The organism is Alloalcanivorax balearicus MACL04 (genome assembly GCF_025532145.1).
Lineage (GTDB): Bacteria > Pseudomonadota > Gammaproteobacteria > Pseudomonadales > Alcanivoracaceae > Alloalcanivorax > Alloalcanivorax balearicus.
Map to the genome: position 1 here is coordinate 63,117 of NZ_ARXS01000012.1, position 23,681 is coordinate 86,797.

Below are 23,681 nucleotides of genomic sequence, written 5' to 3' on the forward strand. Positions count from 1 at the left end.
CGGGCCGGCGCGAGAAGCACCTGCCGGGTGTCGGAAGATCCGCGCGCTAGGGCGGAGTCAGGCCATCAAGGATGGCGGAGGAATGCGAATGAAACATGAAAATCAGACATTACCCGTCATGGAAGGCGGCGCAGTCTACCAGCCCGGGCCGGTTATTCCCACCTCGGATCCGGTTTTGTCTCACACCGGCACCGTGCGATAATGCGTGCCCTGCTGTCGTTGTTACCGTCCCATGCTCCCATCCCAACGCCTCGCCCCCGGTCCCGACCGGCGCCTTTCGGTGGCGCCGATGATGGACTACACCACTCGCGACTACCGCTATCTGGCGCGGCTGATCAGTCGTCACACGCTGCTGTACACGGAAATGGTGGTGGCCCAGGCGGTGATCCATGGTGATCGCGAGCGGCTGCTGGGCTTCGATGACGCCGAGCACCCGGTGGCGGTGCAACTGGGCGGCAGCGATCCGGCGCAGCTGGCGGAAGCCGCGCGTATCTGTGCCGACTATGGCTACGACGAGATCAATCTGAATGTGGGCTGCCCCTCGGACCGGGTGCAGCAGGGCAAGATCGGCGCGGTGCTGATGGCGGAGCCGGATCTGGTGGCCCGCTGCGTGGAGGCCATGGCCCGGGTCAGCCCGGTGCCGGTCACGGTGAAGACCCGCATCGGTATCGATGATCAGGACGACTATCCGTTCCTGCAACGCTTCGTCGCCCGCATGGATTCCGCCGGCTGCCGCAGTCTGACCATTCACGCCCGCAAGGCCATCCTCAATGGCCTGTCGCCGAAGGAGAACCGGGAAATTCCCCCGTTGATCTATGAGCGGGCCTACGCCATCAAGCAGGCCTTCCCGCATCTTGAGGTCATTCTCAACGGCGGCCTGCGCGATCTGCCCTCGGTGCTGCATCATCTGGATCAGGTGGACGGCCTGATGGTGGGACGGGAAGCCTACGGCAACCCCTGGTGCCTGGCCGGTCTGGACGCCACCGTGTTCGGTGATCCCGCACCACAACCGGATCGCCATCAGGTGGCACGGGCCTTCCTCCCCTATCTGGAGCAGCGCTACGCTGGCGGCTGTCATCCCAAACATGTGCTGCGCCACGCCCTGAATCTGTTTCAGGGCCTGCCCGGAGCCCGCGCCTACCGCCGTCATCTGAGCGAGAACATGCACAAAGCGGACACCACCCCGAAGGTGTTCGAGGATGCGCTGGCGCTGGTAGGCTAGGTCGGACGCCGGACGATGAACAACCTACACCCTCCGCTCTCGCCAGCATAAAAAACGGTTATCCATATCCGCCAGGGTCCGAGACACGGTGTTCCAAGCAACCTCTAAAAAATACCTCGTCATCCCGGGCTTGACCCGTACGTCATCCCGGGCTTGACCCGGGATCTCCCTCTGGAGGGCGCACCACTTCGTAGCGGGAGATGCCGGATCGAGTCCGGCATGACGTTTTTCAGAGGTTCCCTAAAGCGTCAGGCGTCCGGCCGTTTTCCTACTGGCAAGAACCTTCCCGGGTTCTTATGCTCTAATGCTCACTCACTTTTTTGGTTAACGGGACGGATCATGGCGAATCAGCGGCAGCAACTGGAGCAATGGACCACCGTGGTGGCGGACACCGGCGATATGGAGATGATCGCCGCTCTCGCCCCCTGTGACGCCACCACCAATCCCTCTTTGCTGTTGGCGGCGGCGCGGGACAGCCGCTACCAGTCCCTGCTGACCCAGGCCCGGAGCCTGGCCACGGAAATGGGCCGCGGCCACGACCTGACCTGGTGCAGCGACGCCTACGCCTGCCTCGCCGGGCAAGCGGTGCTGGAGCATGTTCCAGGCCTGGTTTCCACCGAGGTCGACGCCCGCCTGTCCTTTGACACCCGCGCCACGGTGGAGCGGGCTCGGCGGCTGATGGCGCTGTACCGGGAACTGGATGTGGATCCGGATCGCATCCTGATCAAAATCGCCGCCACCTGGGAAGGCATCGAGGCCGCCCGTATCCTCGAAGAGGAAGGTACCCGCTGCAACCTGACCCTGGTGTTCTCCCTGGCCCAGGCCCTGGCCGCCGCCGAGGCCGGCACCACACTGATATCCCCGTTCGTCGGCCGGATCCAGGACTGGCACGTCAAACGCGGCCTCGACATCCAGCACATCGACGACGATCCTGGCGTGCAGTCGGTATGCGGCATTTTCCGCACGCTCAAGGCACGGGGACTGGAAACCATCGTCATGGGCGCCAGCTTCCGCAACGCTGATCAGATCCGCGCCCTGGCCGGATGCGACCGTCTCACCATCAGCCCGGCCCTGCTGGAAACCCTGGCCGCCGATGAGAATCCGCTGACCCAGGCTCTGGACGCCGCCGACGTGGAACCGGATGAAGACTGGACACCGATCAGCGAGTCGGGTTTCCGCTGGGCAATGAATCAGGATCCCATGGCCAACGACCTGCTCAGCGATGGCATCCGCCGCTTCGCCGCGGATCAGGTCGCGCTGGAAACTTTGTTAAGCGAGGAGGAACGTGCCGCGTGAATTGGATTGCCCGCCTGTTCGAACCCCAGACCACCCGGGAACCGGTAACGGAGCTGGATTTGCACCGGGCCGCCGCCGCCCTGCTGCTGGAAGTGGCGCGCACCGACGGCCGCATTGATGATCGCGAAAAACAAAGCCTGTTCAAGGCGGTGCGCCAGCGCTGGCAATTGGACAGCGACGAACTGGAAGAGATTGTCGCCGAGCTGCATGAACGGGTGGAAGGCGCCACCGATCTGTATGAATTCACCAGTCCGTTGCGCGAACATTGGGGCCCGGAACCCCGTGCCCGTTTGATCGAGGACATGTGGGCCGTGGCCGCCGCCGACGGCAAGGTGGACGTGTACGAAGAGCATCTGATCCGCCGGGTGGCGGACCTGCTCTACGTGTCTCACGGCGATTATATTCGAGCCAAACTCGCCGCCACCGGCGAACAGTGATCCGCGCGGATCACCATTGCGGTTCCGATTCCGCTCCCTGCTCTTCTGACGGCGCCGCTTGCCCTTCGGCTTTCGGCGCCGGTCCCGGCACCCGGCTCAGTCCTTCCCCCTTCATGCGCTGGTTAATGTAGAAATTACGGATGAAGGTGTAACGGTCACCGATGATGTTACCTTCCAGATCCAGCAGATCGGCGCGCAGGTCCACCGCGTACAGGGCGGCGATTGCCAGACGATGGGTGTCGTCTTCCACCATGTAACGGATCGGGTTCAGGTAAGTTTCCGGCCAGATACTGACCCCATCCCGCACCGTGGACGGCCCGAAGAAAGGCAAGACCAGATAAGGGCCCGAATTCACTCCCCAGCGCGCCAGCGTCAGCCCCAGATCAGTCTTGTGTTTGGGGATATCCAGCTCCGAAGCCACATCGAACAAACCGGCCAGACCGAGCGTGGTATTGACCGCGAAGCGGCCAAAATTGTCCCTTGCCTGCCCCCAACGCCACTGCAGAATATTATTCAAACCACTGGTGGCATCACCGAGGTTGGAAAACACGCGGGTAATAGCATCGTCCATCCACTGCGGGGTCACGAAACGATAGCTCTTGGCCGCCGGTTTCAAAGCGTAGCGGTCAACGAACTCATTGAATCCGAACATCTTGCGGTTGAAGCCCTCCCAGGGATCAACCTCTTCCCAGTCCATGGTGGGACCGGCAAAGGGATCATCCAGGTCACCAGAACCGGGGCCGGCCCAGTCATCACTGCCTTCACCCCAGCCATCATCCGCGGCCGGGGCGCTTCCCCCCCAATCCTCCCCGCCATCAGTGGCAGGCTCGGCGGGCAAGGCGTCCGGAGCGTCATCAACGGCGCTTTCCACCGTGCTTTCCACATTACCGCGTTCGGCGTCGGTGGCACTCACCGCTTCCGGCGGCGCCAACGGCGCCCGGGCTTCGCTGTTATCCCGTGGCGTCTGCGCACACCCAACCACCAGGCCAGCGAAAGCCAGCAGAATCCATTTACGCACAAGCAATCCTCTGTTCGTTGGTGAGCGCATTATAGGCACGTCGGTGCCATCACTCCCAGGATCGGATCACAGCCCCTGTCAAACCGGACAAGAGCCAAACCGGACAAGAGCGCGATTCAGCGTGCTCCCAGGATCATGTCCTTGCCGCGCAGCTGCTCCAGCAACTCAACGGCGAAACCATGCAGCGCACTCTGGTCGGCAAAGTTCAACTCTTCCGCCAGTCTTGTCAACACAGCCTCGCCCTGCTCTTCAGGACAGGCGGCCATCAATTGCAGCATGCGGGCGGTGGCGGGGTTCAATTCGGTGAAGCGGACCCGATCGTCCCGATCCCGGTGAATAAGCAGCCACACCGGCTCGACCAAGGGCTGATCAGGACGATAATCCGGACCAATCCGGTGGACCGGGAAGCGATATCCCTGCAGTACATGCAGAGGATTGAGCACCGGCACCCCCGCGAGCAGATCGCCATCGGGATCATAGCCTCGCTGGGGAATCTCCTCGGTGGCGGTATCGAGGACCACCTCCATCCACTCGTAATGGGCCAGTTCCGCCAGATAAGGCGGGTCCTGGGGATCGGGCTGATACTCCCCGGCCAGGAAAGCAACGAATTCGCCGGGGATTTGCAGAAAATAGGGGGAATGGCTGCGGTGGCGATGAAAAAAAGCGCGCACCAGAGCCCGCCAGCGGTCTTCCGGCAAGACGCCGTGCAGGACCGGAAAGCCCTGGCTCAGGATGCCCTGCACATTATTGAAAAAGAGGTCGCGGTATACCGCGAGCCGGCGATCCTCCAGCCCCTCCGGTGCCGCGTGCCGGTCCGGGTCGCGCAGATGGGCGGCAAAACGCCGCTGCACGGCAACAAAATCCGGCTCGCTCATGCGGAGCTCCTGTCCGGCTTCCGGGCCTGATCTTCCACCTGCCGCTGGGTATCGCCGATACGGCTCAACTCCGCGAACAGGGTATCGTTGTCGGGAAAGTTGAAATCCCGCTCCAGCAACGTCGGCAGCACCCCAAAGCGTCGATAAGCGTGTTCCAGCAATGACCACACCGGCTCGATCACGGCGCTGCCGTGGGTATCCACCTTGAGATCCTCGGCCTCGTCGTAGTGACCGGCGATATGCACATAGCAGATCCGCTCGCCGGGCAGGCCATCGATGAAGCTGTACGGGTCGTAACCGTGATTGATGCCGTTCACATAGGCGTTGTTGACGTCCAGCAACAGACCGCAATCGGCCTCCTCGAGCACCGCGCGAATGAACTCCAGCTCGGTCATTTCCGCGGGACCGCCGGGGGGCGTGTAATAACTGACGTGTTCAATACCAATCGGGCGTTCAAGAAAGTCCTGCACCCGCCGGATACGATCGGCGACGTAACGCACCGCCTCACCGGTAAACGGTATCGGCATCAGATCATAAAGATGGCCACCGTCACTGCAGTAGCTCAAATGTTCGGTATAACAGCGGATTTGATGTTCATCGAGAAACCGTTTGATCGCGGCCAGCAGCTCGAAATCCAGCGGATGGGGTCCACCCAGGGACAGGCTCAGACCGTGGCAGACGAACGGGAAGCGTTCGGTGAAACGACGGAATTCCCGGCCCAGGCGACCGCCCATGGGGATCCAGTTTTCCGGCGCCACCTCCATGAACTGGAACGGCACGGTCTCGCATTGGGAAAGCGGGCCCATCAGGGCCCGCCGCAATCCCAGGCCGATCCCGTGGACCGGGGCAAGGGCTGTCATCATGGCACTCTTATATGAGGGGATTGGGGATCAGGCGGCTCCGCCGCACTTCCCTTCGCCGCATTTGCCTTCGGCGCCTTTCTCGCCTCTGTCTCCCTTGTCACCGCCACAGCTGCCCTCGCCTTTCTTGTCGCCGCCACAACGGCCTTCGGCGCCTTTTTCGCCGTGCTTGTCGGCCAGCTGATAGCCCGCTCCGAGATCGGAGGCGGCGAACGGATTTTCAACCGCCTGGGCGGTCACCGGCAGGGACATCGCCGATGCGACAAAAGCGGCGCCAACGGTGGCCGCCAGAGGACTGAGTTTATTGGCTTTAGCCATGTCATCTTCTCCTGATTCGCTGATGGGGTCGAAACACCACCGAGACCCGGAATGGCCCGGTTCATGATTTCGACACTATAGTGATGCACGGCGGGAGTAAACGTTACATGAAGATATGATATCCGGGAGCAAACGAGGGCCGGCCACCTTGGGGAAAGCGCTCCTGCATCGGGTACTGGCACCGAGGAGCCGGCCGGCGACGAAGCCCGGTGCCCGTCAAAGCTCGGATTTCAGACTGTCGAAAGCGTCCCGCAAAAAACTGGCCGCCGGCTTTCTCTGCCCGCTCTGCTCCCTCCAGGCCTGCAGCGCGAGTCTCATCGCACCGATGGAAACCATTGCCACCATGCGCAGTGCCGCCCGGCGCTCGGGTTGCCGCCAGACTTCGCACAACGTATCGAAAAGCACTTGTTCCTGTTGCGCGTAATAGGCCTGTTTACGCGTGAGAAGCGCCTCGCTTGAGCGCATCAGATTGTCGACGGCCGTCATCTGCTCAGTGGTATAACGCTCAATGTGCTTCACCATCACATCGCGGACAGCATCAAGCGGCGGCACATCGGGGGATGTTCTTAGCAGATCGGCATACAGGCTGGCGGAATCGACGTCACGCCAGAACAAGATGATGTCATCCTTCGATTTGAAGTACGAAAAAAAGGTACGGCGCGAGATGCCGGCTTCCGCCGCGATAGCGTCCAGCGTCGTGCCCTCGTAACCATTGGCGAGGAACAGGCGTTGTGCGGCTTCGGCGATGCGCTGACGGGTTTCTCGGCGTTTGCGTTCCCGCGGGCTCTCCGTGGGCACGGGTTTCACGGCAGGAGTATTTGCTGACATTTCGATGGCCTGTTGCAAAAATGCACCAAGTGCATTATAAGTTGCACTAAGTGCATAAATTAATGCACCCAGTTTATCTTTCCCACTCTCAGCCAGGCAAGCGCCATGACCCATTGGACAGTCTCCGACATTCCCTCTCAACGCGGCCGCACGGCGGTCGTCACAGGAACAGGCGGCCTGGGATTCCAGGATGCGCTGGCACTGGCCCGTGCTGGCGCCAACGTCATCATAGCAGGCCGAAACCCCTCGAAAGGGCGCGCGGCCGTGGATCAGATTCGGCAAAGCGTTCCCGGCGCGAGCGTGCTTTTCCAGGCACTGGATCTCGCCAGTCTCGACTCCATCGAGGCCTTCGCCGACGAACTGCGAAACTCACGCGACAGTCTGGAGCTGCTGATCAATAACGCGGGGGTAATGATGCCACCGAAACGACAGCAAACCGAGGATGGGTTCGAACTGCAATTCGGCACTAACTATCTCGGGCACTTTGCCTTGACCGTCCGGCTTCTGCCGTTGCTGTGCAAAGGCAACGAGCCGCGTGTCGTCAGCCTCTCAAGCGTCGCTGCCCGCAGCGGCACGATCAGCTTCGAGGATCTGCAAGCGCAGCGGAACTACAAGCCAATGCCCGTTTACAGCCAATCGAAACTGGCTTGCCTGATGTTCGCTCTTGAATTACAACGCCGTAGCGATGCCGCCGGCTGGGGTATCCAGAGCATCGCCGCCCATCCCGGTATTTCGCGCACCGAACTGCTGCCCAATGGCACCGGCGCATGGAGCGCTCCGGCTCTGGCTCGTCGTTTCCTGTGGTTCCTGTTCCAGCCGTCGGCACAGGGGGCATTGCCGACGCTTTTCGCCGCGACGTCGCCACAGGCTCAGGGTGGCGTCTATTACGGCCCGGACAAGTTCGGTGAAATCCGCGGCTATCCCACTGTCGCCACAGTCCCTCCGCAAGCACTGGATATCAGCGCCGCGGAAAGGCTATGGAACGAGTCGGAACGGCTGACCGGAGTCACTTTTCCCATTATTGAAGAAGCTCGGGGAGCCGATAACCTCTGAGCAGCCTGTTCCCGGATTCAGCCTAAACCGGATCGTTATAACGACGGTTCAGCTTGCGCATACCACCGATCCAGCGGTCGTAGTCCGCGGTCTTGTTGCGCATGTATTCCAGCACTTCCGGGTGCGGCAGAACCAGGAAAGTCTCCTCCTGGATCGCTTTCAGGCAAGCCTGGGCCACCGGTTCCGGCTCCATCATGCCATTGATACTGGCGACGCCATCTTCCTTGCCCTTGGTCATGGCAGTGCGCACCGCCTGCGGGCACAGCACCGATACCTTGATGCCGTCATCGCCGTAGGTCAGCGCCAGCCATTCGGCCAGCCCCACGGCGGCGTGTTTGGTCACCGCATAGGGAGCGGATCCCACTTGCGACAGCAGCCCGGCGGCGGAAGCCGTGTTGAGCAAATAACCGCCGCCACGGGCGGTCATCTTCGGCACCAGGTGCCGCGCCGCGTAGACGTGGGCCATGACATTAATGTCCCAGATTCTCTGCCAGACGTCGTTGCTCACTTCCGGCCCGCCGCGGGTGGAGATGCCAGCGTTGGAGCAGAACAGATCAATCGGCCCTTCGTTGGCTTCCACCTCGTCGATCAACGCCTGGATCTCACTTTCCTCGGCGACATTGACCCGCCGGCCGATACCGCCGATGGCCTCGGCGGTGGCCTGGGCGCCTTCGCCGTCCAGGTCGGCGCAGATCACCCGCTTGGCGCCGGCCGCGGCGAAACACTCCGCCAGCGCGCGACCGATGCCACCGGCGGCGCCAGTGACCACAACTATCCGGTCTTTAATTTCCATGCCTTTGCTCGCTGTTTGTTATTTGAAAAGGACCCGACCGGAATCGGGCCCGCTCAACCTCAGGCCCACATATGCGTACCGCCGCAGACAGTCAGCGCCTGCCCGGTCATGTAACGGCTGGCGTCGGAGGCGAGGAATACCGACAGACCGCTGAAATCCTCCGGTTCACCCAAACGGCGCAGAGGAATCTGCGAATTGGCACGGGCTTCCGCTTCCGGATTGTCCCACAGCGCCTTGGCGAAATCGGTGCGCACCAGGCCCGGACAAATGGCGTTGGCGCGAATACCTTGAGGGCCGTATTCCAACGCCAGGTTACGCACCAGGCCGATCAGCGCCAGTTTCGAGGTGCCGTACAAACCCAGCGTATCGGAAGGTTTGTAGGCGCCGACGCTGGCGGTGAACATCATCGAACCGTTGCCCTTGGCGACCATGTCCGGTGCCACCAGACGCGCCAGCCAGAGGTTGGCCTGCACGTTGGTTTTCATGGTCTTTTCGTAGGCGTCGTCGGGAATCTCGGAAATCTTGCCGTAGAAAATATTGACCCCGGCATTGCCGACCAGAATGTCCACCGGCCCGGCAAGCTGGTGGGTTTTCTCCACCAGCGCTTCCAGTTCTTCCTTGCGGCCGGCGTTGGCCGCCACCGCGTGCACCCGTTCCGCGCCCACCGCCTGATTGATATCAGCGGCGGCCTGATCGAGGGTCTCCTGCTTGCGCGCGGAGATCACCACGGTGGCACCGTGGGCGGCGAGGGCTTGCGCCATCGCCTTACCCATGCCCTTGGAGGCGCCGGTCATCAGCGCCACCTTGCCGCTCAGGTCGAACAGTGAGGTATCGACCATGACATCAGCCCCCGGATTGGTTGTAGCGGGTGACCTCGTTACGGGCGATGACGTTGTGATGCACTTCATCCGGGCCATCGGCGAAACGCAGGGTGCGCTGCTGCATGTACATTTCGGACAACGGAGACCATTGGCTGATACCGGTGGCACCGTGGATCTGCATGGCCTGATCGATGATCTGGCAGCACTTCTCCGGCACCATCGCTTTGGCCATGGATACCCAGATACGTGCTTCCTTGTTGCCCATCACGTCCATTGCCTTGGCCGCCTTGAGCACCATCATCCGCATTGCCTCGATTTCGATGCGGGCGCGGGACACGGTTTCCATGTTCTTGCCCAGATCGAGGATCTTCTTGCCAAACGCTTCGCGGTTGAGGCCACGTTCCATCATCAGATCCAGGGCTTTTTCCGCCGAACCAATGGAGCGCATGCAGTGGTGGATCCGGCCCGGGCCGAGACGAACCTGGGAGATCTCAAAGCCGCGGCCTTCGCCCCACAGGATGTTTTCCTTGGGTACCCGCACATTTTCCAGCTTGATGTGCATATGACCGTGCGGAGCGTGGTCGTGACCGAACACGCACATCGGCCCAACGATGTTCACCCCGGGAGTATCCATGGGCACCAGGATCTGCGACTGCTGACGGAACGTCGGCGCGTCGGGGCTGGTTTTGACCATACAGATCATGATCTTGCAACGCGGATCGCCGGCGCCGGAAATGTAGTATTTCTCGCCGTTGATGACCCACTCATCACCGTCCAGCACCGCACTGGTTTCGATGTTGCGGGCATCGGAGGAGGCCACTTTCGGTTCGGTCATACCGAAACAGGAGCGAATCTCGCCATTGAGCAACGGCTTGAGCCATTTTTCTTTCTGTTCCGGAGTACCCACGCGCTCGAGCACTTCCATGTTGCCGGTATCCGGGGCGGAACAGTTCAGGGTCTGGGACGCCAGCGGGTTCTTGCCCAGCTCGAAAGCGATGTAGGCGTAATCCAGGTTGGACAAACCTTCCCCGGTTTCCGCGTTGGGCAGGAAAAAGTTCCACAGCCCATTGGCCTTGGCCTTGCTTTTCGCTTCTTCCAGCAGTTCCAACTGGCCCGGCGCATGACTGAAGCGCTCGGCGCGACCTTCACCGAGACGGTGGTATTCCTCGGTGATCGGATCAACATTCTCACGAATATGTTTTTTTACCGCGTCCAGCAGCGGCTGCGCCTCTTCGGACATGGCGAGATTGTTCAGATTGGTATCGTTACCCATGGTTTTACTCCTCGATGTAATGGGGGGGCGCGATCAGCGATTCTTCCACTGCGGCGGGCGCTTTTCCACGAAGGCATTGACGCCTTCCTTGAAGTCCTCGGTATGGCGCAAATCCTCGATCACCTCGCGGCTGTACGCCAGACTTTCCCGCAGACGTTCCAGTTCATCCAGATGATTGAGAACCCGTTTGGTCGCCTTCACCGATGACGGCGATACGGCACAGATTTCCTCGGCCTTGGCCAGGGCCGCGTCCATCAGTTCATTTTGCGGATAGACCGCATTGACGAAGCCCAGCTCCTTGCCCTCGGCGGCGCTCGCCTGACGGCCGGACAGCATCATTTCCACCGCCTGTTTGCGGCCGATCTGCCGGCTCAGGCGCTGTACGCCGCCGGCGGCGGCGAACAAGCCGACCTTGACCTCCGGCAAAGCGAAGCGAGCAGTGTCGGCGGCAAGCAGAATGTCACAGCACAAGGCGGTTTCGAATCCTCCGCCCATGGCAAACCCGTTCACCGCGGCGATCAGCGGTTTTTCCAGATCGAAACGCGTCGACAGGCCGGCGAACCCCGTGGGCGGTGGCGTGCCCTTGCCGCCCTGGGCGGTGTACTTGAGATCGTTACCGGCGGAAAACGCCTTGTCGCCGGCCCCGGTGAGCACCGCCACCCACAGATCATCGTCGGCGGCAAAGTCGTCCCATACCTGGGACATCTCATTGTGCATGGGCGCATGCACGGCGTTATACACTTCCGGCCGGTTCATGGTCACGATCAGAATGGGACCCCGTCGTTCGGTGTTGACAAATTCATAAGCCATGTCAGTTTCCTTGAGCGGCGGTCGCCGCCGTACTTTTGTTGGTATCAGGCTTGCTGGTATTAGACTTATCGGTATCAGAGTGGCCGCTATCCTGCATGGACAGGCAGGCGGCGCGAATCGCGCGCCGGTCGATCTTGTCGGTGGCGCCACGGGCCAACGGACCGTTCTGCCACCAGAACCGTTCCGGCACTTTGAAATGGGCAAGGTGTTCGGCGACGCAGGCCTTCAATTCCGCCTCGCCCACCGTGCTCTTCTGTTTCAACGCCGCCCCCTGTTTCAACACCACAATGGCACCGACGATCTCGCCCAGGCGCTCATCCGGTACCGAGAACACGCAGGCTTCGGCGACCTCGGGGTGCTGATACAAAGCGTCTTCCACTTCCAGGCAAGCGATGTTCTCGCCGCCGCGAATGATGATGTCCTTTTTGCGGTCGACGATATAGACCAGGCCGTCTTCATTGGCCCGGGCCATGTCACCGGTGTACAGCCAGCCATCACGCATGGCCGCGGCGGTGGCTTCCGGCTGGTCCAGATAACAACGCATGTTGGCGGCGCTGCGTACCAGCAACTCACCCACCTCGCCCGGCGGCAGCGGCCGGTCCTGCTCATCGACGATGCGCATCTCCTGCAACGGCGGCGTCAGGCGGCCAGCCGCTTCCGGATTCTCCACATAGGGGTCACCGGAAATAATAATGCCGAGCGCGTTGGTCTCGGTCATGCCCCAGCCGGAAGCAATGCTGGCCGCGGGAAAGGCACTGGCCAAACGTCCCACCTGGGCGGCCGGACGTTTGGCGCCGCCACCGCCGATGAACTCCAGCGACGGCAACGGTTGGTCCAGACGCCGGGCGACCTCCATCAATTCCGCGGACTGGGTCGGCACGCCGACGAAACGGGTCACCTGCTCGGCGTTAATGATGCGAATCGCCTCCTCGGGATCCCATTTGTACATCAGGTTCAGGGTGGCCCCGGCGGCCAGTCCCTGAATCAGATTCGAATTCAGGGCGGTGACATGGAACAGCGGCGTCACCACCAGGGAACAGGGCGGCCGCGTCGGCGCCGGCTGCTCCGGATTCATCAGCGCCGGCAGTAACCGCAACATGATCAATGAATAGACCGCCGAGACCAGCCCCCGGTGAGTCAGCACCACGCCTTTGGGACGGCCGGTGGAGCCCGACGAGTACAACACCGCGAAATCATCGTCAGTATCGATCGGCACCGTCGGCCAGGACGCCTCCGGCACCCGCGCCAACAGATCCGAATAGTTGTGTTCGCCCTCCACATCACGAACCGCGAACAGCGCCAGCCCCAAGCGTTGCGAGAACGGTTCGATACGCCGGTAACGGTCGTTGTCGGCGAACACCACCCGGGCGCCACAATCCTCCAGCGCGAACGCCAGTTCCTCACCGGACCACCAGGCGTTCATCGGCACCACCACCGCGCCAACGGCGGTGATCGCCAATAGCAACAATGGAAATTCCGGATAGTTGCGCATGGCCAACGCCACCCGATCACCGGGCTGGACACCAAGCTCACTGAGGGCCCTGGCGAGCCGATTGACCTCGTTGACCAGACGCGGGTAGTCCCAGCGTTCGTCGCCATAGACCAGCACATCGCGGTCGCCGTAAACCGCCTCCACCGATTGCAGCACTTCGCGCAAGTGCGCCGGCGCGTTGGCGAAAACCGGATACCGTTGTCCGCGAATGTCCGCTTCGGTAACAGCGAAACGTGGATCCGTGCTGGTGATATGATCCACCGCCTGCTCCAGAGTCAGCGCCGGCGTATCGGTAGCCGGAGCCCCCTGGGCGGCGGTCTGGTCATTGTCCCATCCTGACATTTTGTTGTTCTCTCTCTGCTCTCCCGGAGGGGCCCGTCCGCATCCCGCGGCCCGAAGGTCGCGGGCTGACGTTTGTCAGGGAAACGCTACGGCGGATCCGAAGGTGATGTCAAGCGTGACCCTTACACCCCGACGAAGAATCATCCGAATGCATTGACCCGGGCGCCGTCCGTTCCTAGTATCTCATCCTGACAAACGTCAGCCGTGCATGCCCAACCGGCGACACGGTGCCGTTTGGTATCGAGAAACAGGCGTTCAATCCCGATCGCCGTTCGATGCCTTATCGATTCAAAGGCTCCCTATTGGAAGGAAAGGGATATGAATAACAACGCCACCACCGCGGGCCCGCAGCTGGTCGCGCCCCTGCCCGCCCACCGCATCGACGCCGAGGCGCTGGCGCACTGGCTGCGCGATGCCTTGCCGGAGGCCGCCCAGGGCCTGACTGTCGAACAATTCCAGGGCGGCATGTCCAACCCGACTTACCTGATCACCAGTGCCAGCGGCAAACGCTACGTATTGCGCAAGAAGCCCCCCGGCAAACTGCTGCCCAAGGCCCACGCGGTGGACCGCGAGCACGCGGTAATGCATGCGCTGGCCGATACCGGGGTGCCGGTGCCGCACATGCTGGCCTACTGCGAGGATCCCGAAGTGATCGGCGCCGAGTTCTTCGTCATGGAGTTCGTGGAAGGGCGCATCATTCCGCCGCCCTCCATGGACCCGGTGGCCCGGGAAGAGCGCCCGGCCATTGCTCATGCCCTGATCGATACACTCGCGCAGCTGCACAGCGTGGACTGGAAAGCCGCCGGCCTTGAGCGCTTCGGGCGGCCGGAAGGGTATCTCAAACGTCAGACCGCGCGCTGGGCGGGACAGTACGAAGGCGCCAAGGAGGCGCTGCCGGCGGACTTCGACTATTCACAGATGGACTGGCTGCGGGACTGGCTGCTGGAACATACCGATGTGAGCAACGAGACCGCCATCGTGCACGGCGATTTCCGTCTCGGAAACATGATCCTGCACCCTGAAGAGTCACGCGTGATCGCGGTGTTGGACTGGGAATTGTCCACACTGGGCCACCCGTTGGCGGACCTCGCCTATCTGTGCATGCCATATCACACCTCAGGCAGCGAACCCGATGCCAGGGACCTGCTTGAAGCCGGTCTGCCGCCGGAACAACAATTGCTGGACCGCTATTGCGAACGCACCGGGCGGGACGGTATTCCGGAATGGCCGATTTTCATGGCGTTTTCCTGCTTCCGCAGCGCCGCTATCATCCAGGGGGTGGCGGCCCGCGCAGCCCAGGGCAACGTCAGCAGCGCCAGCGCCGATCCGATCCGGGATGGCGCCCGTGCCCGCCGGGTCGCGGAAGTCGGCGCCCGGATAGCACGCTCGCTCGGCTGATTCGGTAACCAACCATCGCGTTCCGTGGACCAACTCGCTGGCACGCACCACGCCACCCCCAAGGCCCGCTTAGCGGCCTTGGGGGGAAGACGTCAGAGCAACCACGTCATGCCGGACTTGATCCGGCATCTCCCGCTATATCTCCATCTCCCTGTCTCCCGCCGCCTTCTTCTCCGGAAAGCCCATTGCCCTCCAGAGGGAGATCCCGGGTCACACAACGGTGCTTAGAGCACCGTTTGGACGCCCCGAAGGGCGCCCCGGAGGGGGAGTTCAATGGCCTTAAGCCATTGAACTCTCCACCCCGGGATGACGGGTGGTTTGAAAGGCGTGTCACCCTCCGGGCTGTCGCTGCCGCGACGTCAAAAATCGCTCCCGGCGATTTTTTAAAACAGGTAAACATAGTCGACCTTCTTTTTAGTAGGTTTTTAATAAAAGGTCGCTTTTATCGCTTGAAATTCCGATTATCGGCGGTTTAACCTGACATACGTCAGGCGGACAACCCGAACCAGAGTCCGCGTAAAAAAAGCCCTTTTAAAACAAGGTATTCATAGGAGCACACAGCCCTGGCAAACAACCGGCGACAGTTACCTCGGGAGAGCTTTCACAACCAGCCGGCCGCCATATACAAATAGCTCAATAAAATGCACTCAATCATTAAAAAGTGAACTATTAGAGAACAATAAGGAGTCACCGATGAAACATCGTACCCTGAGCAGGGTGCTCGCCCCTGCCCTGTCCACCGCCCTGTTGATATCCGGCGCTGCTTTCGCCGCCGAAGGCAGCGATTTCGAATGGCCCCGGCTGCTGGTGATCGGCACGGCGGGCACCTCTTCCGCCAGCTTCGCCTCCACCAATGGCTGGACCCCGATCCTGCAGAAGCAAACCGGCACCGTCGTTCGCGCCGTACCGGAAGATAACGAGTCCATGCGTTATCGCCGGCTCACCGACCGGCGGGATATCGCCATCAGTTCCGTGTCCGCCGCCGAAATGCGTTTTCAGATCGAAGGCATTGGCGGCTACGCGACCACCAAACCAGTGCCACAACGGGTCCTCTGGCACCATAACGATACCCCTTGGGGTTACGTGGTCGCGGGCGACTCCGAACTGAAATCCTTGCAGGATCTCAAGAAAGGCGGTTATCGCGTGGCCAAGGGGATGTTCTCGCCACCGATGATCGCCGCCGTGACCGGTGCCCTGCCCGCCTTCATCGGACTCTCCGAGGAAGAAGCGGAAAAGACCATCAAATACGTGCCGGCCAGCAGCTACGCGGAAAACTGCCGTTCCGTCGTGGAAGGCAAGGCGGATGTGGCGTACTGCGCCCCGGTCAGTTCCGTGTTGTCGGAAATGGAAGGTGCGCCCGGTGGCATCCGCTGGCTGCCCTTGAACCAGGATAACCAGGAAGGCTGGGACGGTTATCTGCAACATCGGCCCATGCTGATCCCCACCAAGATCGAACTGGGTGTCTCCACCGCCCGCGGCGTGGACGGTGCCACCTCCAACTTCGTCTACTCGGTGCCGGCGGACACGGATGAAGACTTCGCTTACCACATGGCCAAATGGTTCCATGAATCCTACGACGCTTATAAGGGTTCCCACCCCATGGCCGCGCGTATGTCCCTGGAGCAGTTCCGCGCCTATCTGGACCGCACCCCCTTGCCAATACATGAAGGCACGGTGAAATACCTGCGTGAAATTGGCGCCTGGACCGAACAGGACGACGCCTGGAACGAGGCCGCTAAAACTAAAATGGATCAGTGGGTCAAGGCGCGCCAGGCGGCGATGGAAGAAGCCGCCAAGGCCGGTGTGAAAGCCGACTTCCAGAACCAGGCTTTCCTCGACATCCTGGACAAACACACCCAGGGCCTCGAAGGCTTCCGTTCCCGTCTGTAATGCTGCCCCGGCGTCGCGGCGATCCTTCGCCCGGCGCCGGACCGGCCATTTCCGTCCATTTCCTTACGCGAGCCGCACCTCATGAATCAGACCACTTCCCCACCGGAAGACGCCACTCCGCCCTCCGAGGCCACGCGCCTCGGCGATTTGTATTCCTGGCAAAGTCTGTTGTTCGTACTGCTTGTCGTCGGTGGCCTGGCCATCGGCCTGGTGTACATCTTCGGTATCACCTGGAATGGCGAGCGCCTGCTGGAAGGCCAGTACTACTGGTTGTTCATCGGCCTGTTCGTCGCCGCCGCCTTCATCGCCCTGCCCGCCCGGCGTGGGCAAAACAAGGTCCCGTTCTATGATCTGATCGCCGCCGCCGTGGCACTGGGTATCAGCGTGTTCTTTTCCACCCACGCCTGGGACATGGTGCAGTCCGGCTGGAATCACATACCGATGGGCACGGTAATGTGGCTGTTGATGCTGGAAGTAGCCCGGCGCAGTGGTGGCCTGCCGTTCCTGCTGGTGGTGGTGTTGCTGGGATCGTATCCATTGATCGCCGACCGGCTTCCCGGTCTGCTGATGGGCATTCCCTACGATTTTGATCGCATGATCGAGGCCCACATCTTCCGTGCCGAAGGCATGATGGGCATCACCACCAAGATCGTGGCGGAAATCATTCTCGGTTTCCTGGTGTTCGCCGGTGTGCTCATCGCCACTGGTGGTGGCGCTTTCTTTATCGATCTGGCCAACTCGGGTTTTGGCCGCTACCGTGGCGGACCGGCCAAGGTGTCCGTGGTCGCCAGCGCCTTCTTTGGCAGCCTCTCCGGCTCCATCTTCTCCAACATCGCCGGCACCGGATCGATCACCATCCCGACCATGAAAAAGGTCGGTTATCCCGCCCACTATGCCGGCGCCATCGAAGCCTGCGCGTCCACTGGCGGCGTGCTCATGCCTCCGGTCATGGGGGCCATCGCTTTCGTCATGGCAATCACCATCGGCGTGGACTACGCCACCGTCATGGTGGCGGCGATCATTCCCTCTCTGCTGTTCTATTTCGGCCTGCTGTTACAGGTGGACGCCTATGCCGCCCGGACCGGTCTGAAAGGCGTACCCCGCGAGCAATTGCCATCGGCCCGGGACGTGCTGAAACGGGGCTGGCCGTTTATTTCGGTACTGGTGTTTCTGATCTGGGGCCTGCTTTACATGCGTTGGGAATACTATGCGCCCTGGTACGCCTGCGTACTCATGGTGGCGCTCTCCTTCTTGCAGAAGGAAACCCGCATGACCCCCAGGCGGCTGTATGAAACCCTGAGGCAGATTGGCGTACTGGTGACGCAAACCGCCGCCATCATTCTGCCGATCGCCTTCGTGGTCAGCGCGCTCACCATCACCGGCGTCACCGGCGCTCTCACCTCGGGCCTGGTCAGTCTCGGTGGCGGCAATATTTTTCTGATTATTTTCTTTGGCGTCCTGGCCTGCTTCGTCATGGGCATGGCTGGCCTGGCCATCGTTGCCTATATCTTCCTGGCGGTGACGCTGGCGCCGGCAATCATCGACGTCGGCGGCCTCAACACCATCGCGGTGCACTTCTTCATTGTCTACTACGCCATGCTGTCGGTGATCACACCGCCGGTGGGCGCCGCCGCGTTCCTGGCCGCCACCATCGCCGGTGGGAAGCCGATGCAAACCTCCTTCACCGCCATGCGCCTGGGCGTGGTGATCTACTTCGTGCCTCTGTTTTTCCTGTTTCAGCCGGCACTGGTCTTGCAGGGCGATCTGACGCCGCTGATCTACGTGCTGCCTTCGATCATCATCGGCATCATGCTGATTTCCGGCGGCCTGGAAGGCTATCTGCTGGGCGCCGGTCGGGTACGTCCCTGGCTGCGTCTTCCGTTGATCGCGGCGGGTTTCGCCTTCAGCTTTCCGGGACTGATGACCACCATTATCGGTGGCCTCGCCTCGGCGGTGCTGGTGGCACTGGTCTGGAACGATAACCGCCGACTGGCACAGACCGCGTAATCCACCACAGCCAGAACCAAAGTGCCCGCGGCGTTCTTGCCGCGGGCACGGAAGGAGCTACGCACGCCATTCGCCAGCAGGCTGGCTCCCACAGATCATGCTACGAAGCCGCTGTGGGAGCTTGTCCGGGCGGCGGGCCGCTGCAAGCGAATGTGCTGCGTTGATTGGTGTCAGCGTCAGGCGCTGTCCTTGCCAGACGGATTGCCCGCCGGATTCTCCCGCGCCAACTGATCCAGCATGGCCGCCACCCCCGCGGACACCGTGCGCAGGATGACCTCATCATCCACGTCCTTGTTAAGCCAGTCCCGCATCGGTGCGAAAGCACCGAGAAAAATAATCAGATTGGCCAGCACTTCCGCGCGAGGGTCCTCCTCGGACAAATGTGCCCGTTGACGCAGACGCGCCGCCAGCCCTTCAATTACCGCCCGGTCACGAGCACGCATGGCGCGCCGATCATCCTCCTGTAGATACGGCACCGAACGGTAGATCAGCAGAGTGCCCCGGCGCTTCTTGGTCCAGGTGTCGTGCAGATAGTCCGCCACCGTGTCCGCGAACGGCGTGTCGCCGACATGATCCAGACGTTCGGCCAGCGTCGGCACATCCGGACGAAACCAAAGCTTGTTCAACAAACGCCGCAGAATGTCGTTTTTATTGGCGATGTAATCGTAAATACTGGCCTGGTTGACACCGGAGCGGGCACAGATATCGCGAATCGTGGTGGAAGCGAAGCCCTTCTCCAGAAACAGCTCCAGAGCGGCATCGCAAATTTGATTGCGGCGCGTCTCAATCAGTGTCGTATCCTGAACGCCATCAACCACGGCTTCCGCCAACTGCTCGCCGTTCGAGGTCTGCTTCGCGCCTCGTTTTTTATCCGTTGACAAGCGTTTTCTCCAAAAGAAATGAGGGTTTTTCGAGGTTAGCACAGCGCCCCGGGAGGCGGAAGAAAAGTGGCGGGCAAGCCGCCACGCCCCTACAACCCGGCCAGACACAAATAACGGGTTTCCAGGAATTCATCGATGCCGTACACCGAGCCTTCACGGCCAATACCCGATTCCTTGACGCCACCGAAGGGAACCGTCTCTGAAACGAAGCGCGGTGTGTTCACGCCGACCATGCCGTATTCGAGTTGCTCGTTGAGACGGAAAATCCGCCCCAGATCCCGGGTGTAGGCATAAGCCGCCAGGCCATAAGGGGTATCGTTGGCGAACCGGATCACCTCCTCTTCGTCACTGAACCGATATACAGGCGCCACCGGTCCGAAGATCTCGGTATTGAACACCTTCATTGCCGGAGTGACGTCACCCAGCACGGTTAACTGATAGAAGGTTCCTCCCAGACCGGCATCACCACCACCGCCGGTTACCACTGTGGCGCCCGACGAAACCGCGTCGTCCACCAGAGCCGAAACCTTTGCAAACGCCGCCGGATTGATCAATGGCCCCTGGGTCACGCCCTCCCTGGTCCCCTCGCCCAACGCCAGCGTTCCCACCGCCCGGGCAAGCCGTTCCAGGAAAGCATCGTAGACGCGCTCGTGCACCATGATGCGATTGGCGCAGATACAGGTCTGACCGGTGTTATAGAATTTGATGGCGATGGCGCCACGCACCGCCTCGTCCAGATCCGCGTCTTCAAATACCAGGAACGGCGCGTTGCCGCCCAGTTCCAGGCTCACTTTCTTCACCGTGGCCGCGCACTGGGCCATCAGTAATTTGCCCACCGCGGTGGAACCGGTAAACGACAGCTTGCGCACTTGCGGATTGGAAGTCAGCTCTCCGCCCACTTCCGCGCCATGGGACGCGGTGACCACATTGAAAACACCCACCGGCACCCCGGCGCGTTCCGCCAGCACGGCCAATGCCAGTGCCGACAGCGGGGTGTCCTCGGCGGGTTTGAGTACCACGGTGCAGCCGGCGGCGAGAGCCGGTGCCACTTTGCGGGTGACCATGGAGGACGGGAAGTTCCATGGGGTAATCGCCGCCACCACGCCGATGGGGTGGCGCGTTGCCCATTCACGGCGGCTGTTGTCCGCCGGCGGCAGAATGTCCCCCATCACCCGCATCGCTTCCGCCGCGAACCAATCGACGAAATTGGCGCCGGAAAGCACCTCCGCCCGGGCTTCCGCCAATGGTTTGCCCTGCTCCAGGGTAAGCAGCAAAGCCAGGTCGTCGGCATTATCAACGATCTCCTGGTACCAGCGGCGCAGAATCAGCATGCGTTCCCGGGCCGAACGGCGGCGCCAGTCCTTGAAGGCGACGGCCGCCGCTTCCACCGCGGTACGGGCATCAACGGCCCCCATATCCGGCACCTGAGCCAGCACCTCGCCACTGGCCGGATTCCTGACCTCGAAAGTAAGGCCGGAGCGCGCGTCGCACCAGACACCATCGATCAGTGACTGGTAACGCAGCAAAGTCGAGTCCTGAAGTTCCGCGGACATAGCCGTCTCCGTAAGTAAGGGTTGGTCAAGCCGACCTGAAGCGGGGTAAGCAAAATCGTCTTCACGGACGATGTCCCTTCCCGTCAACTTGCTTTATACGATATACAGCATACAAACACCCTGTCGGTGCGGCCAACCCGCATGACCGGCCCGCAATGACGTTACCTACAAGGACGCCTGCCATGACTGCAGAACAACAAAACGGTGTATCGGACAGTCGCCGCTTCGAATTCCAGGAGTTCGGCGGTCCGATCGCACCGCAAACCTACCAACTCCCCGCCCCCGCCAGCGACGAAGTGTTGCTCAAGGTCAACTACTGTGGCGTCTGCCATAGTGACGTTCACCTTCACGATGGCTATTTCGAATTGGGCGGCGACAAACGCCTCAACTTCGCCATGCCGCTACCGCTTACTCTGGGCCACGAGGTGATCGGTACCGTGGTGGCGGTGGGCGACCAGGTCACCGGCGTCAAACCCGGCGACCAACGTCTGATCTACCCATGGATCGGCTGCGGCAAATGCGGTGCCTGCCAGAAAGGCGAGGAAAACCTGTGTGTCACCCCGGCTCACCTGGGCGTGAACAAACCCGGCGGCTACGCCGATCACATCGTCGTGCCCCATTCCCGCTATCTTCTCGACATCAGCGGCCTCAACCCCGGCGACGCCGCCACCCTGGCCTGCTCCGGGCTGACCACCTTCTCCGCCATCAACAAAGTGCTGCCGCTGGCGGATGACCAATGGATCGTGGTGATCGGCTGCGGCGGCCTTGGCCAGATGGCTCTGCGCATCCTCCAGGCCATGGGCATCGGCAATGTGATCGGTATCGATCTGTCCGAGGAGAAACGCAAGCTGGCGCAAGAGAGCGGCGCCCGCCACAGCTTCGACCCGAACACACCGAAACTGAATCGGGTGGTGGCGGAAACCTGCCCGGGCACGGTGCAGGCGGCCCTGGACTTCGTCGGCAATGAGCAGACCGCCCAATTAGCGTTGAGCCTGCTGGGCAAGGGTGGCAAATACGTACCGGTGGGTTTGCACGGCGGCGAATTGCGTTATCCGCTGCCGATCATCACCAATAAAGCAGTGAGCATCATCGGCTCTTATGTGGGTACGCTGAAGGAACTGGAGGATCTGGTGGCTTTCGCCAAGGAAAAAAACCTGCCACCGATTCACATCGAGCACCGTCCGCTGGAAGGCGCGGCCCAAGCGGTGGAAGATCTGGAAAAAGGTCAGGTGGCGGGCCGGGTAATTCTCGACGCGGGGAGTTAAACGCCGGACGCCGGACGCCGGACGCCGGACGCCGGACGCCGGACGCCGGACGCGAAACAGCTTGGATTTTATCCTTTAAGCGTCAAGCGTCTGGCGTCAAGCGTCCCGCATTCTTTACTTCACCCGTTTGACCACCACACTGCCGATGGAATAACCGGCGCCAAAGGAGCAAATCACCCCTTTGCTGTCCACCGGCAGGTCGGCATTATATTTGTGGAAAGCAATGATGGAACCGGCCGAGCTGGTATTGGCGTACTCGTCCAGGATCACCGGCGCTTCCTCTTCGCTGGGATCACGCCCCAGCACCCGGCGGGCGATGAACTGGTTCATGCTCAAATTGGCCTGGTGCAGCCACATCCGGCGCAGCTCTTCCACCGGCAGATCCAGATCGTTCAAATGACCGCTGATCTGCTCGGCCACCATGGGGCAGACTTCCTTGAATACCTTGCGGCCTTCCTGGCGGAACAGTTTGTCGCGGGCGCCGATGCCGGACGGGTCGGCCCGATTCAGGAAACCAAAGTTGTTGCGGATGTTATTGGAGAATTTGGTTTGCAGGCGGGTGCCGAGAATCTCCCAGCGGTTGTCGCTGGTGGCGTCCTCGGCCCGCTCCACGATCACCGCGGTGGCCACATCACCAAAGATGAAATGACAGTCGCGATCCTGCCAGGCCAGGTGACCGGAACAAATCTCCGGATTGACCATCAGCACGCGCCGGGCGGAGCCATTGCGCACCGCGTCCACCGCCGCCTGGATACCGAAGGTGGCGCTGGAACAGGCCACGTTCATGTCATAGCCCCAGCCATGTTCCATGCCCAATGCCTGCTGCACTTCCACCGCCATGGCCGGATAGGCACGCTGCATATTGGAACAGGCCACCAGCACGGCATCCAGATCGTCGGCTGTCAAGTTGGCGTTTTCCAGTGCCTGCCGGGCGGCGTTGACGGCGATCTCCGCCTGCACCGACAACTCGTCATCGGACCGCTCGGGAATGTTCGGACACAGCCTTTCGGGATCCAGCACGCCTTCCTTGTCCAGCACATAACGCTGTTTGATGCCGGAGGCTTTCTCGATGAAACCGGTACTCGAAGGGCTCAGAGCCTCCAGTTCACCGGCCTCGATGGCGGCGGCGTTGCTCTCGTTATAGAGCTGCACGTATTGGTTGAACGACGCCACCAGCTCGTCGTTACTAATGGACTGCTGCGGGGTCCACAGCCCGGTTCCGCTGATCACTACGGATTGGGTCACTAAC

At 61.4% G+C, this 23,681-nt stretch carries 21 protein-coding genes; 8 read left to right on the plus strand and 13 right to left on the minus strand.

The window, feature by feature from the left end; genetic code table 11:
* Positions 1–232: 232 nt before the first annotated feature.
* From dusA to MA04_RS11785, 3 genes are all read left to right on the plus strand, one after another.
* Positions 233–1,222, plus strand: a complete 990-nt coding sequence (gene dusA, locus MA04_RS11775; protein WP_262460612.1) for a tRNA dihydrouridine(20/20a) synthase DusA — start codon at positions 233–235, stop codon at positions 1,220–1,222.
* 339 nt (positions 1,223–1,561) lie between these two features.
* Complete coding sequence (locus tag MA04_RS11780; RefSeq protein ID WP_262460614.1) at positions 1,562–2,518, plus strand: transaldolase family protein; 957 nt, start codon at positions 1,562–1,564, stop codon at positions 2,516–2,518.
* Positions 2,515–2,955 (plus strand): tellurite resistance TerB family protein, encoded by a 441-nt coding sequence (locus MA04_RS11785; protein ID WP_022994259.1) that lies wholly within the window; start codon positions 2,515–2,517, stop codon positions 2,953–2,955. The genes MA04_RS11780 and MA04_RS11785 overlap by 4 nt, the downstream gene beginning before the upstream one ends.
* A gap of 10 nt (positions 2,956–2,965) precedes the next feature.
* On the opposite strand, the gene MA04_RS11790 is transcribed toward MA04_RS11785, so the two are convergent.
* From MA04_RS11790 to MA04_RS11810, 5 genes are all read right to left on the minus strand, one after another.
* A complete protein-coding gene (locus MA04_RS11790; protein WP_240342838.1) occupies positions 2,966–3,973 on the minus strand; it encodes an MlaA family lipoprotein in 1,008 nt (335 codons plus the stop codon).
* A gap of 116 nt (positions 3,974–4,089) precedes the next feature.
* Complete coding sequence (locus MA04_RS11795; RefSeq protein WP_262460616.1) at positions 4,090–4,848, minus strand: HvfC family RiPP maturation protein; 759 nt, start codon at positions 4,846–4,848, stop codon at positions 4,090–4,092.
* Complete coding sequence (locus MA04_RS11800; protein WP_262460618.1) at positions 4,845–5,711, minus strand: HvfB family MNIO-type RiPP peptide maturase; 867 nt, start codon at positions 5,709–5,711, stop codon at positions 4,845–4,847. Before MA04_RS11800 ends, MA04_RS11795 begins: the two co-directional genes overlap by 4 nt.
* A gap of 27 nt (positions 5,712–5,738) precedes the next feature.
* Positions 5,739–6,026 carry a hypothetical protein gene (locus MA04_RS11805; RefSeq protein ID WP_262460620.1) on the minus strand — a complete coding sequence of 96 codons (288 nt, stop codon included), beginning with the start codon at positions 6,024–6,026 and terminating at the stop codon, positions 5,739–5,741.
* Between the two features lie 216 nt (positions 6,027–6,242).
* Complete coding sequence (locus MA04_RS11810; protein ID WP_240342837.1) at positions 6,243–6,968, minus strand: TetR/AcrR family transcriptional regulator; 726 nt, start codon at positions 6,966–6,968, stop codon at positions 6,243–6,245.
* Between MA04_RS11810 and MA04_RS11815 the strand changes: the two genes are divergently transcribed.
* A complete protein-coding gene (locus tag MA04_RS11815) occupies positions 6,960–7,907 on the plus strand; it encodes an SDR family oxidoreductase (RefSeq protein ID WP_163127666.1) in 948 nt (315 codons plus the stop codon). The genes MA04_RS11810 and MA04_RS11815 overlap by 9 nt on opposite strands.
* 22 nt (positions 7,908–7,929) lie before the next feature.
* Here MA04_RS11815 and MA04_RS11820 read toward each other — a convergent pair whose 3' ends face one another.
* Genes MA04_RS11820 through MA04_RS11840 form a run of 5 tightly spaced genes read right to left on the minus strand, consistent with a single transcriptional unit; the run spans position 7,930 to position 13,438 of the window.
* Complete coding sequence (locus tag MA04_RS11820) at positions 7,930–8,700, minus strand: SDR family NAD(P)-dependent oxidoreductase (RefSeq protein ID WP_163127664.1); 771 nt, start codon at positions 8,698–8,700, stop codon at positions 7,930–7,932.
* Between the two features lie 59 nt (positions 8,701–8,759).
* Positions 8,760–9,539: an SDR family NAD(P)-dependent oxidoreductase gene (locus MA04_RS11825; RefSeq protein ID WP_022994267.1), complete on the minus strand. Its 780-nt coding sequence runs from the start codon at positions 9,537–9,539 to the stop codon at positions 8,760–8,762.
* A gap of 4 nt (positions 9,540–9,543) precedes the next feature.
* Complete coding sequence (locus tag MA04_RS11830; protein WP_014994815.1) at positions 9,544–10,794, minus strand: acyl-CoA dehydrogenase family protein; 1,251 nt, start codon at positions 10,792–10,794, stop codon at positions 9,544–9,546.
* A 33-nt stretch (positions 10,795–10,827) separates the two neighbouring features.
* A complete protein-coding gene (locus MA04_RS11835; RefSeq protein ID WP_262460623.1) occupies positions 10,828–11,604 on the minus strand; it encodes an enoyl-CoA hydratase-related protein in 777 nt (258 codons plus the stop codon).
* Position 11,605: 1 nt separating this feature from the next.
* Complete coding sequence (locus MA04_RS11840; RefSeq protein ID WP_262460624.1) at positions 11,606–13,438, minus strand: class I adenylate-forming enzyme family protein; 1,833 nt, start codon at positions 13,436–13,438, stop codon at positions 11,606–11,608.
* Positions 13,439–13,756: 318 nt separating this feature from the next.
* Between MA04_RS11840 and MA04_RS11845 the strand changes: the two genes are divergently transcribed.
* From MA04_RS11845 to MA04_RS11855, 3 genes are all read left to right on the plus strand, one after another.
* Entirely contained in the window at positions 13,757–14,836 is a 1,080-nt protein-coding gene (locus MA04_RS11845) for a phosphotransferase family protein (RefSeq protein ID WP_262460626.1), read from the plus strand.
* A gap of 693 nt (positions 14,837–15,529) precedes the next feature.
* The gene (locus MA04_RS11850; protein ID WP_262460628.1) at positions 15,530–16,726 is read left to right on the plus strand and encodes a TAXI family TRAP transporter solute-binding subunit; all 1,197 of its coding nucleotides are present in this window, start codon (positions 15,530–15,532) and stop codon (positions 16,724–16,726) included.
* Between the two features lie 81 nt (positions 16,727–16,807).
* Positions 16,808–18,733 (plus strand): TRAP transporter permease, encoded by a 1,926-nt coding sequence (locus MA04_RS11855; protein ID WP_262460629.1) that lies wholly within the window; start codon positions 16,808–16,810, stop codon positions 18,731–18,733.
* Positions 18,734–18,909: 176 nt separating this feature from the next.
* Here MA04_RS11855 and MA04_RS11860 read toward each other — a convergent pair whose 3' ends face one another.
* Both MA04_RS11860 and MA04_RS11865 read right to left on the minus strand, forming a co-directional pair.
* Positions 18,910–19,614, minus strand: a complete 705-nt coding sequence (locus tag MA04_RS11860; protein WP_262460630.1) for a TetR/AcrR family transcriptional regulator — start codon at positions 19,612–19,614, stop codon at positions 18,910–18,912.
* An 89-nt stretch (positions 19,615–19,703) separates the two neighbouring features.
* Positions 19,704–21,167, minus strand: coding sequence for an NAD-dependent succinate-semialdehyde dehydrogenase (locus tag MA04_RS11865; RefSeq protein WP_262460632.1), 1,464 nt, complete (start codon positions 21,165–21,167; stop codon positions 19,704–19,706).
* Positions 21,168–21,349: 182 nt separating this feature from the next.
* On the opposite strand from MA04_RS11865, the gene MA04_RS11870 reads away from it, so the two are divergent.
* Positions 21,350–22,432, plus strand: coding sequence for an alcohol dehydrogenase (locus tag MA04_RS11870; RefSeq protein WP_262460633.1), 1,083 nt, complete (start codon positions 21,350–21,352; stop codon positions 22,430–22,432).
* Positions 22,433–22,546: 114 nt separating this feature from the next.
* On the opposite strand, the gene MA04_RS11875 is transcribed toward MA04_RS11870, so the two are convergent.
* The gene (locus MA04_RS11875; protein WP_022994277.1) at positions 22,547–23,677 is read right to left on the minus strand and encodes a beta-ketoacyl-ACP synthase III; all 1,131 of its coding nucleotides are present in this window, start codon (positions 23,675–23,677) and stop codon (positions 22,547–22,549) included.
* Between the last annotated feature and the right edge of the window lie 4 nt (positions 23,678–23,681).

Bases quoted from the DNA above. Each gene is read 5' to 3' on its own strand.
- dusA (WP_262460612.1), top strand. From the start codon at position 233: ATGCTCCCATCCCAACGCCTCGCCCCCGGTCCCGACCGGCGCCTTTCG.
- MA04_RS11780 (WP_262460614.1), top strand. From the start codon at position 1,562: ATGGCGAATCAGCGGCAGCAACTGGAGCAATGGACCACCGTGGTGGCG.
- MA04_RS11795 (WP_262460616.1), bottom strand. From the start codon at position 4,848: ATGAGCGAGCCGGATTTTGTTGCCGTGCAGCGGCGTTTTGCCGCCCAT.
- MA04_RS11800 (WP_262460618.1), bottom strand. From the start codon at position 5,711: ATGATGACAGCCCTTGCCCCGGTCCACGGGATCGGCCTGGGATTGCGG.
- MA04_RS11805 (WP_262460620.1), bottom strand. From the start codon at position 6,026: ATGGCTAAAGCCAATAAACTCAGTCCTCTGGCGGCCACCGTTGGCGCC.
- MA04_RS11815 (WP_163127666.1), top strand. From the start codon at position 6,960: ATGACCCATTGGACAGTCTCCGACATTCCCTCTCAACGCGGCCGCACG.
- MA04_RS11810 (WP_240342837.1), bottom strand. From the start codon at position 6,968: ATGGGTCATGGCGCTTGCCTGGCTGAGAGTGGGAAAGATAAACTGGGT.
- MA04_RS11820 (WP_163127664.1), bottom strand. From the start codon at position 8,700: ATGGAAATTAAAGACCGGATAGTTGTGGTCACTGGCGCCGCCGGTGGC.
- MA04_RS11825 (WP_022994267.1), bottom strand. From the start codon at position 9,539: ATGGTCGATACCTCACTGTTCGACCTGAGCGGCAAGGTGGCGCTGATG.
- MA04_RS11830 (WP_014994815.1), bottom strand. From the start codon at position 10,794: ATGGGTAACGATACCAATCTGAACAATCTCGCCATGTCCGAAGAGGCG.
- MA04_RS11835 (WP_262460623.1), bottom strand. From the start codon at position 11,604: ATGGCTTATGAATTTGTCAACACCGAACGACGGGGTCCCATTCTGATC.
- MA04_RS11840 (WP_262460624.1), bottom strand. From the start codon at position 13,438: ATGTCAGGATGGGACAATGACCAGACCGCCGCCCAGGGGGCTCCGGCT.
- MA04_RS11845 (WP_262460626.1), top strand. From the start codon at position 13,757: ATGAATAACAACGCCACCACCGCGGGCCCGCAGCTGGTCGCGCCCCTG.
- MA04_RS11850 (WP_262460628.1), top strand. From the start codon at position 15,530: ATGAAACATCGTACCCTGAGCAGGGTGCTCGCCCCTGCCCTGTCCACC.
- MA04_RS11855 (WP_262460629.1), top strand. From the start codon at position 16,808: ATGAATCAGACCACTTCCCCACCGGAAGACGCCACTCCGCCCTCCGAG.
- MA04_RS11865 (WP_262460632.1), bottom strand. From the start codon at position 21,167: ATGTCCGCGGAACTTCAGGACTCGACTTTGCTGCGTTACCAGTCACTG.
- MA04_RS11870 (WP_262460633.1), top strand. From the start codon at position 21,350: ATGACTGCAGAACAACAAAACGGTGTATCGGACAGTCGCCGCTTCGAA.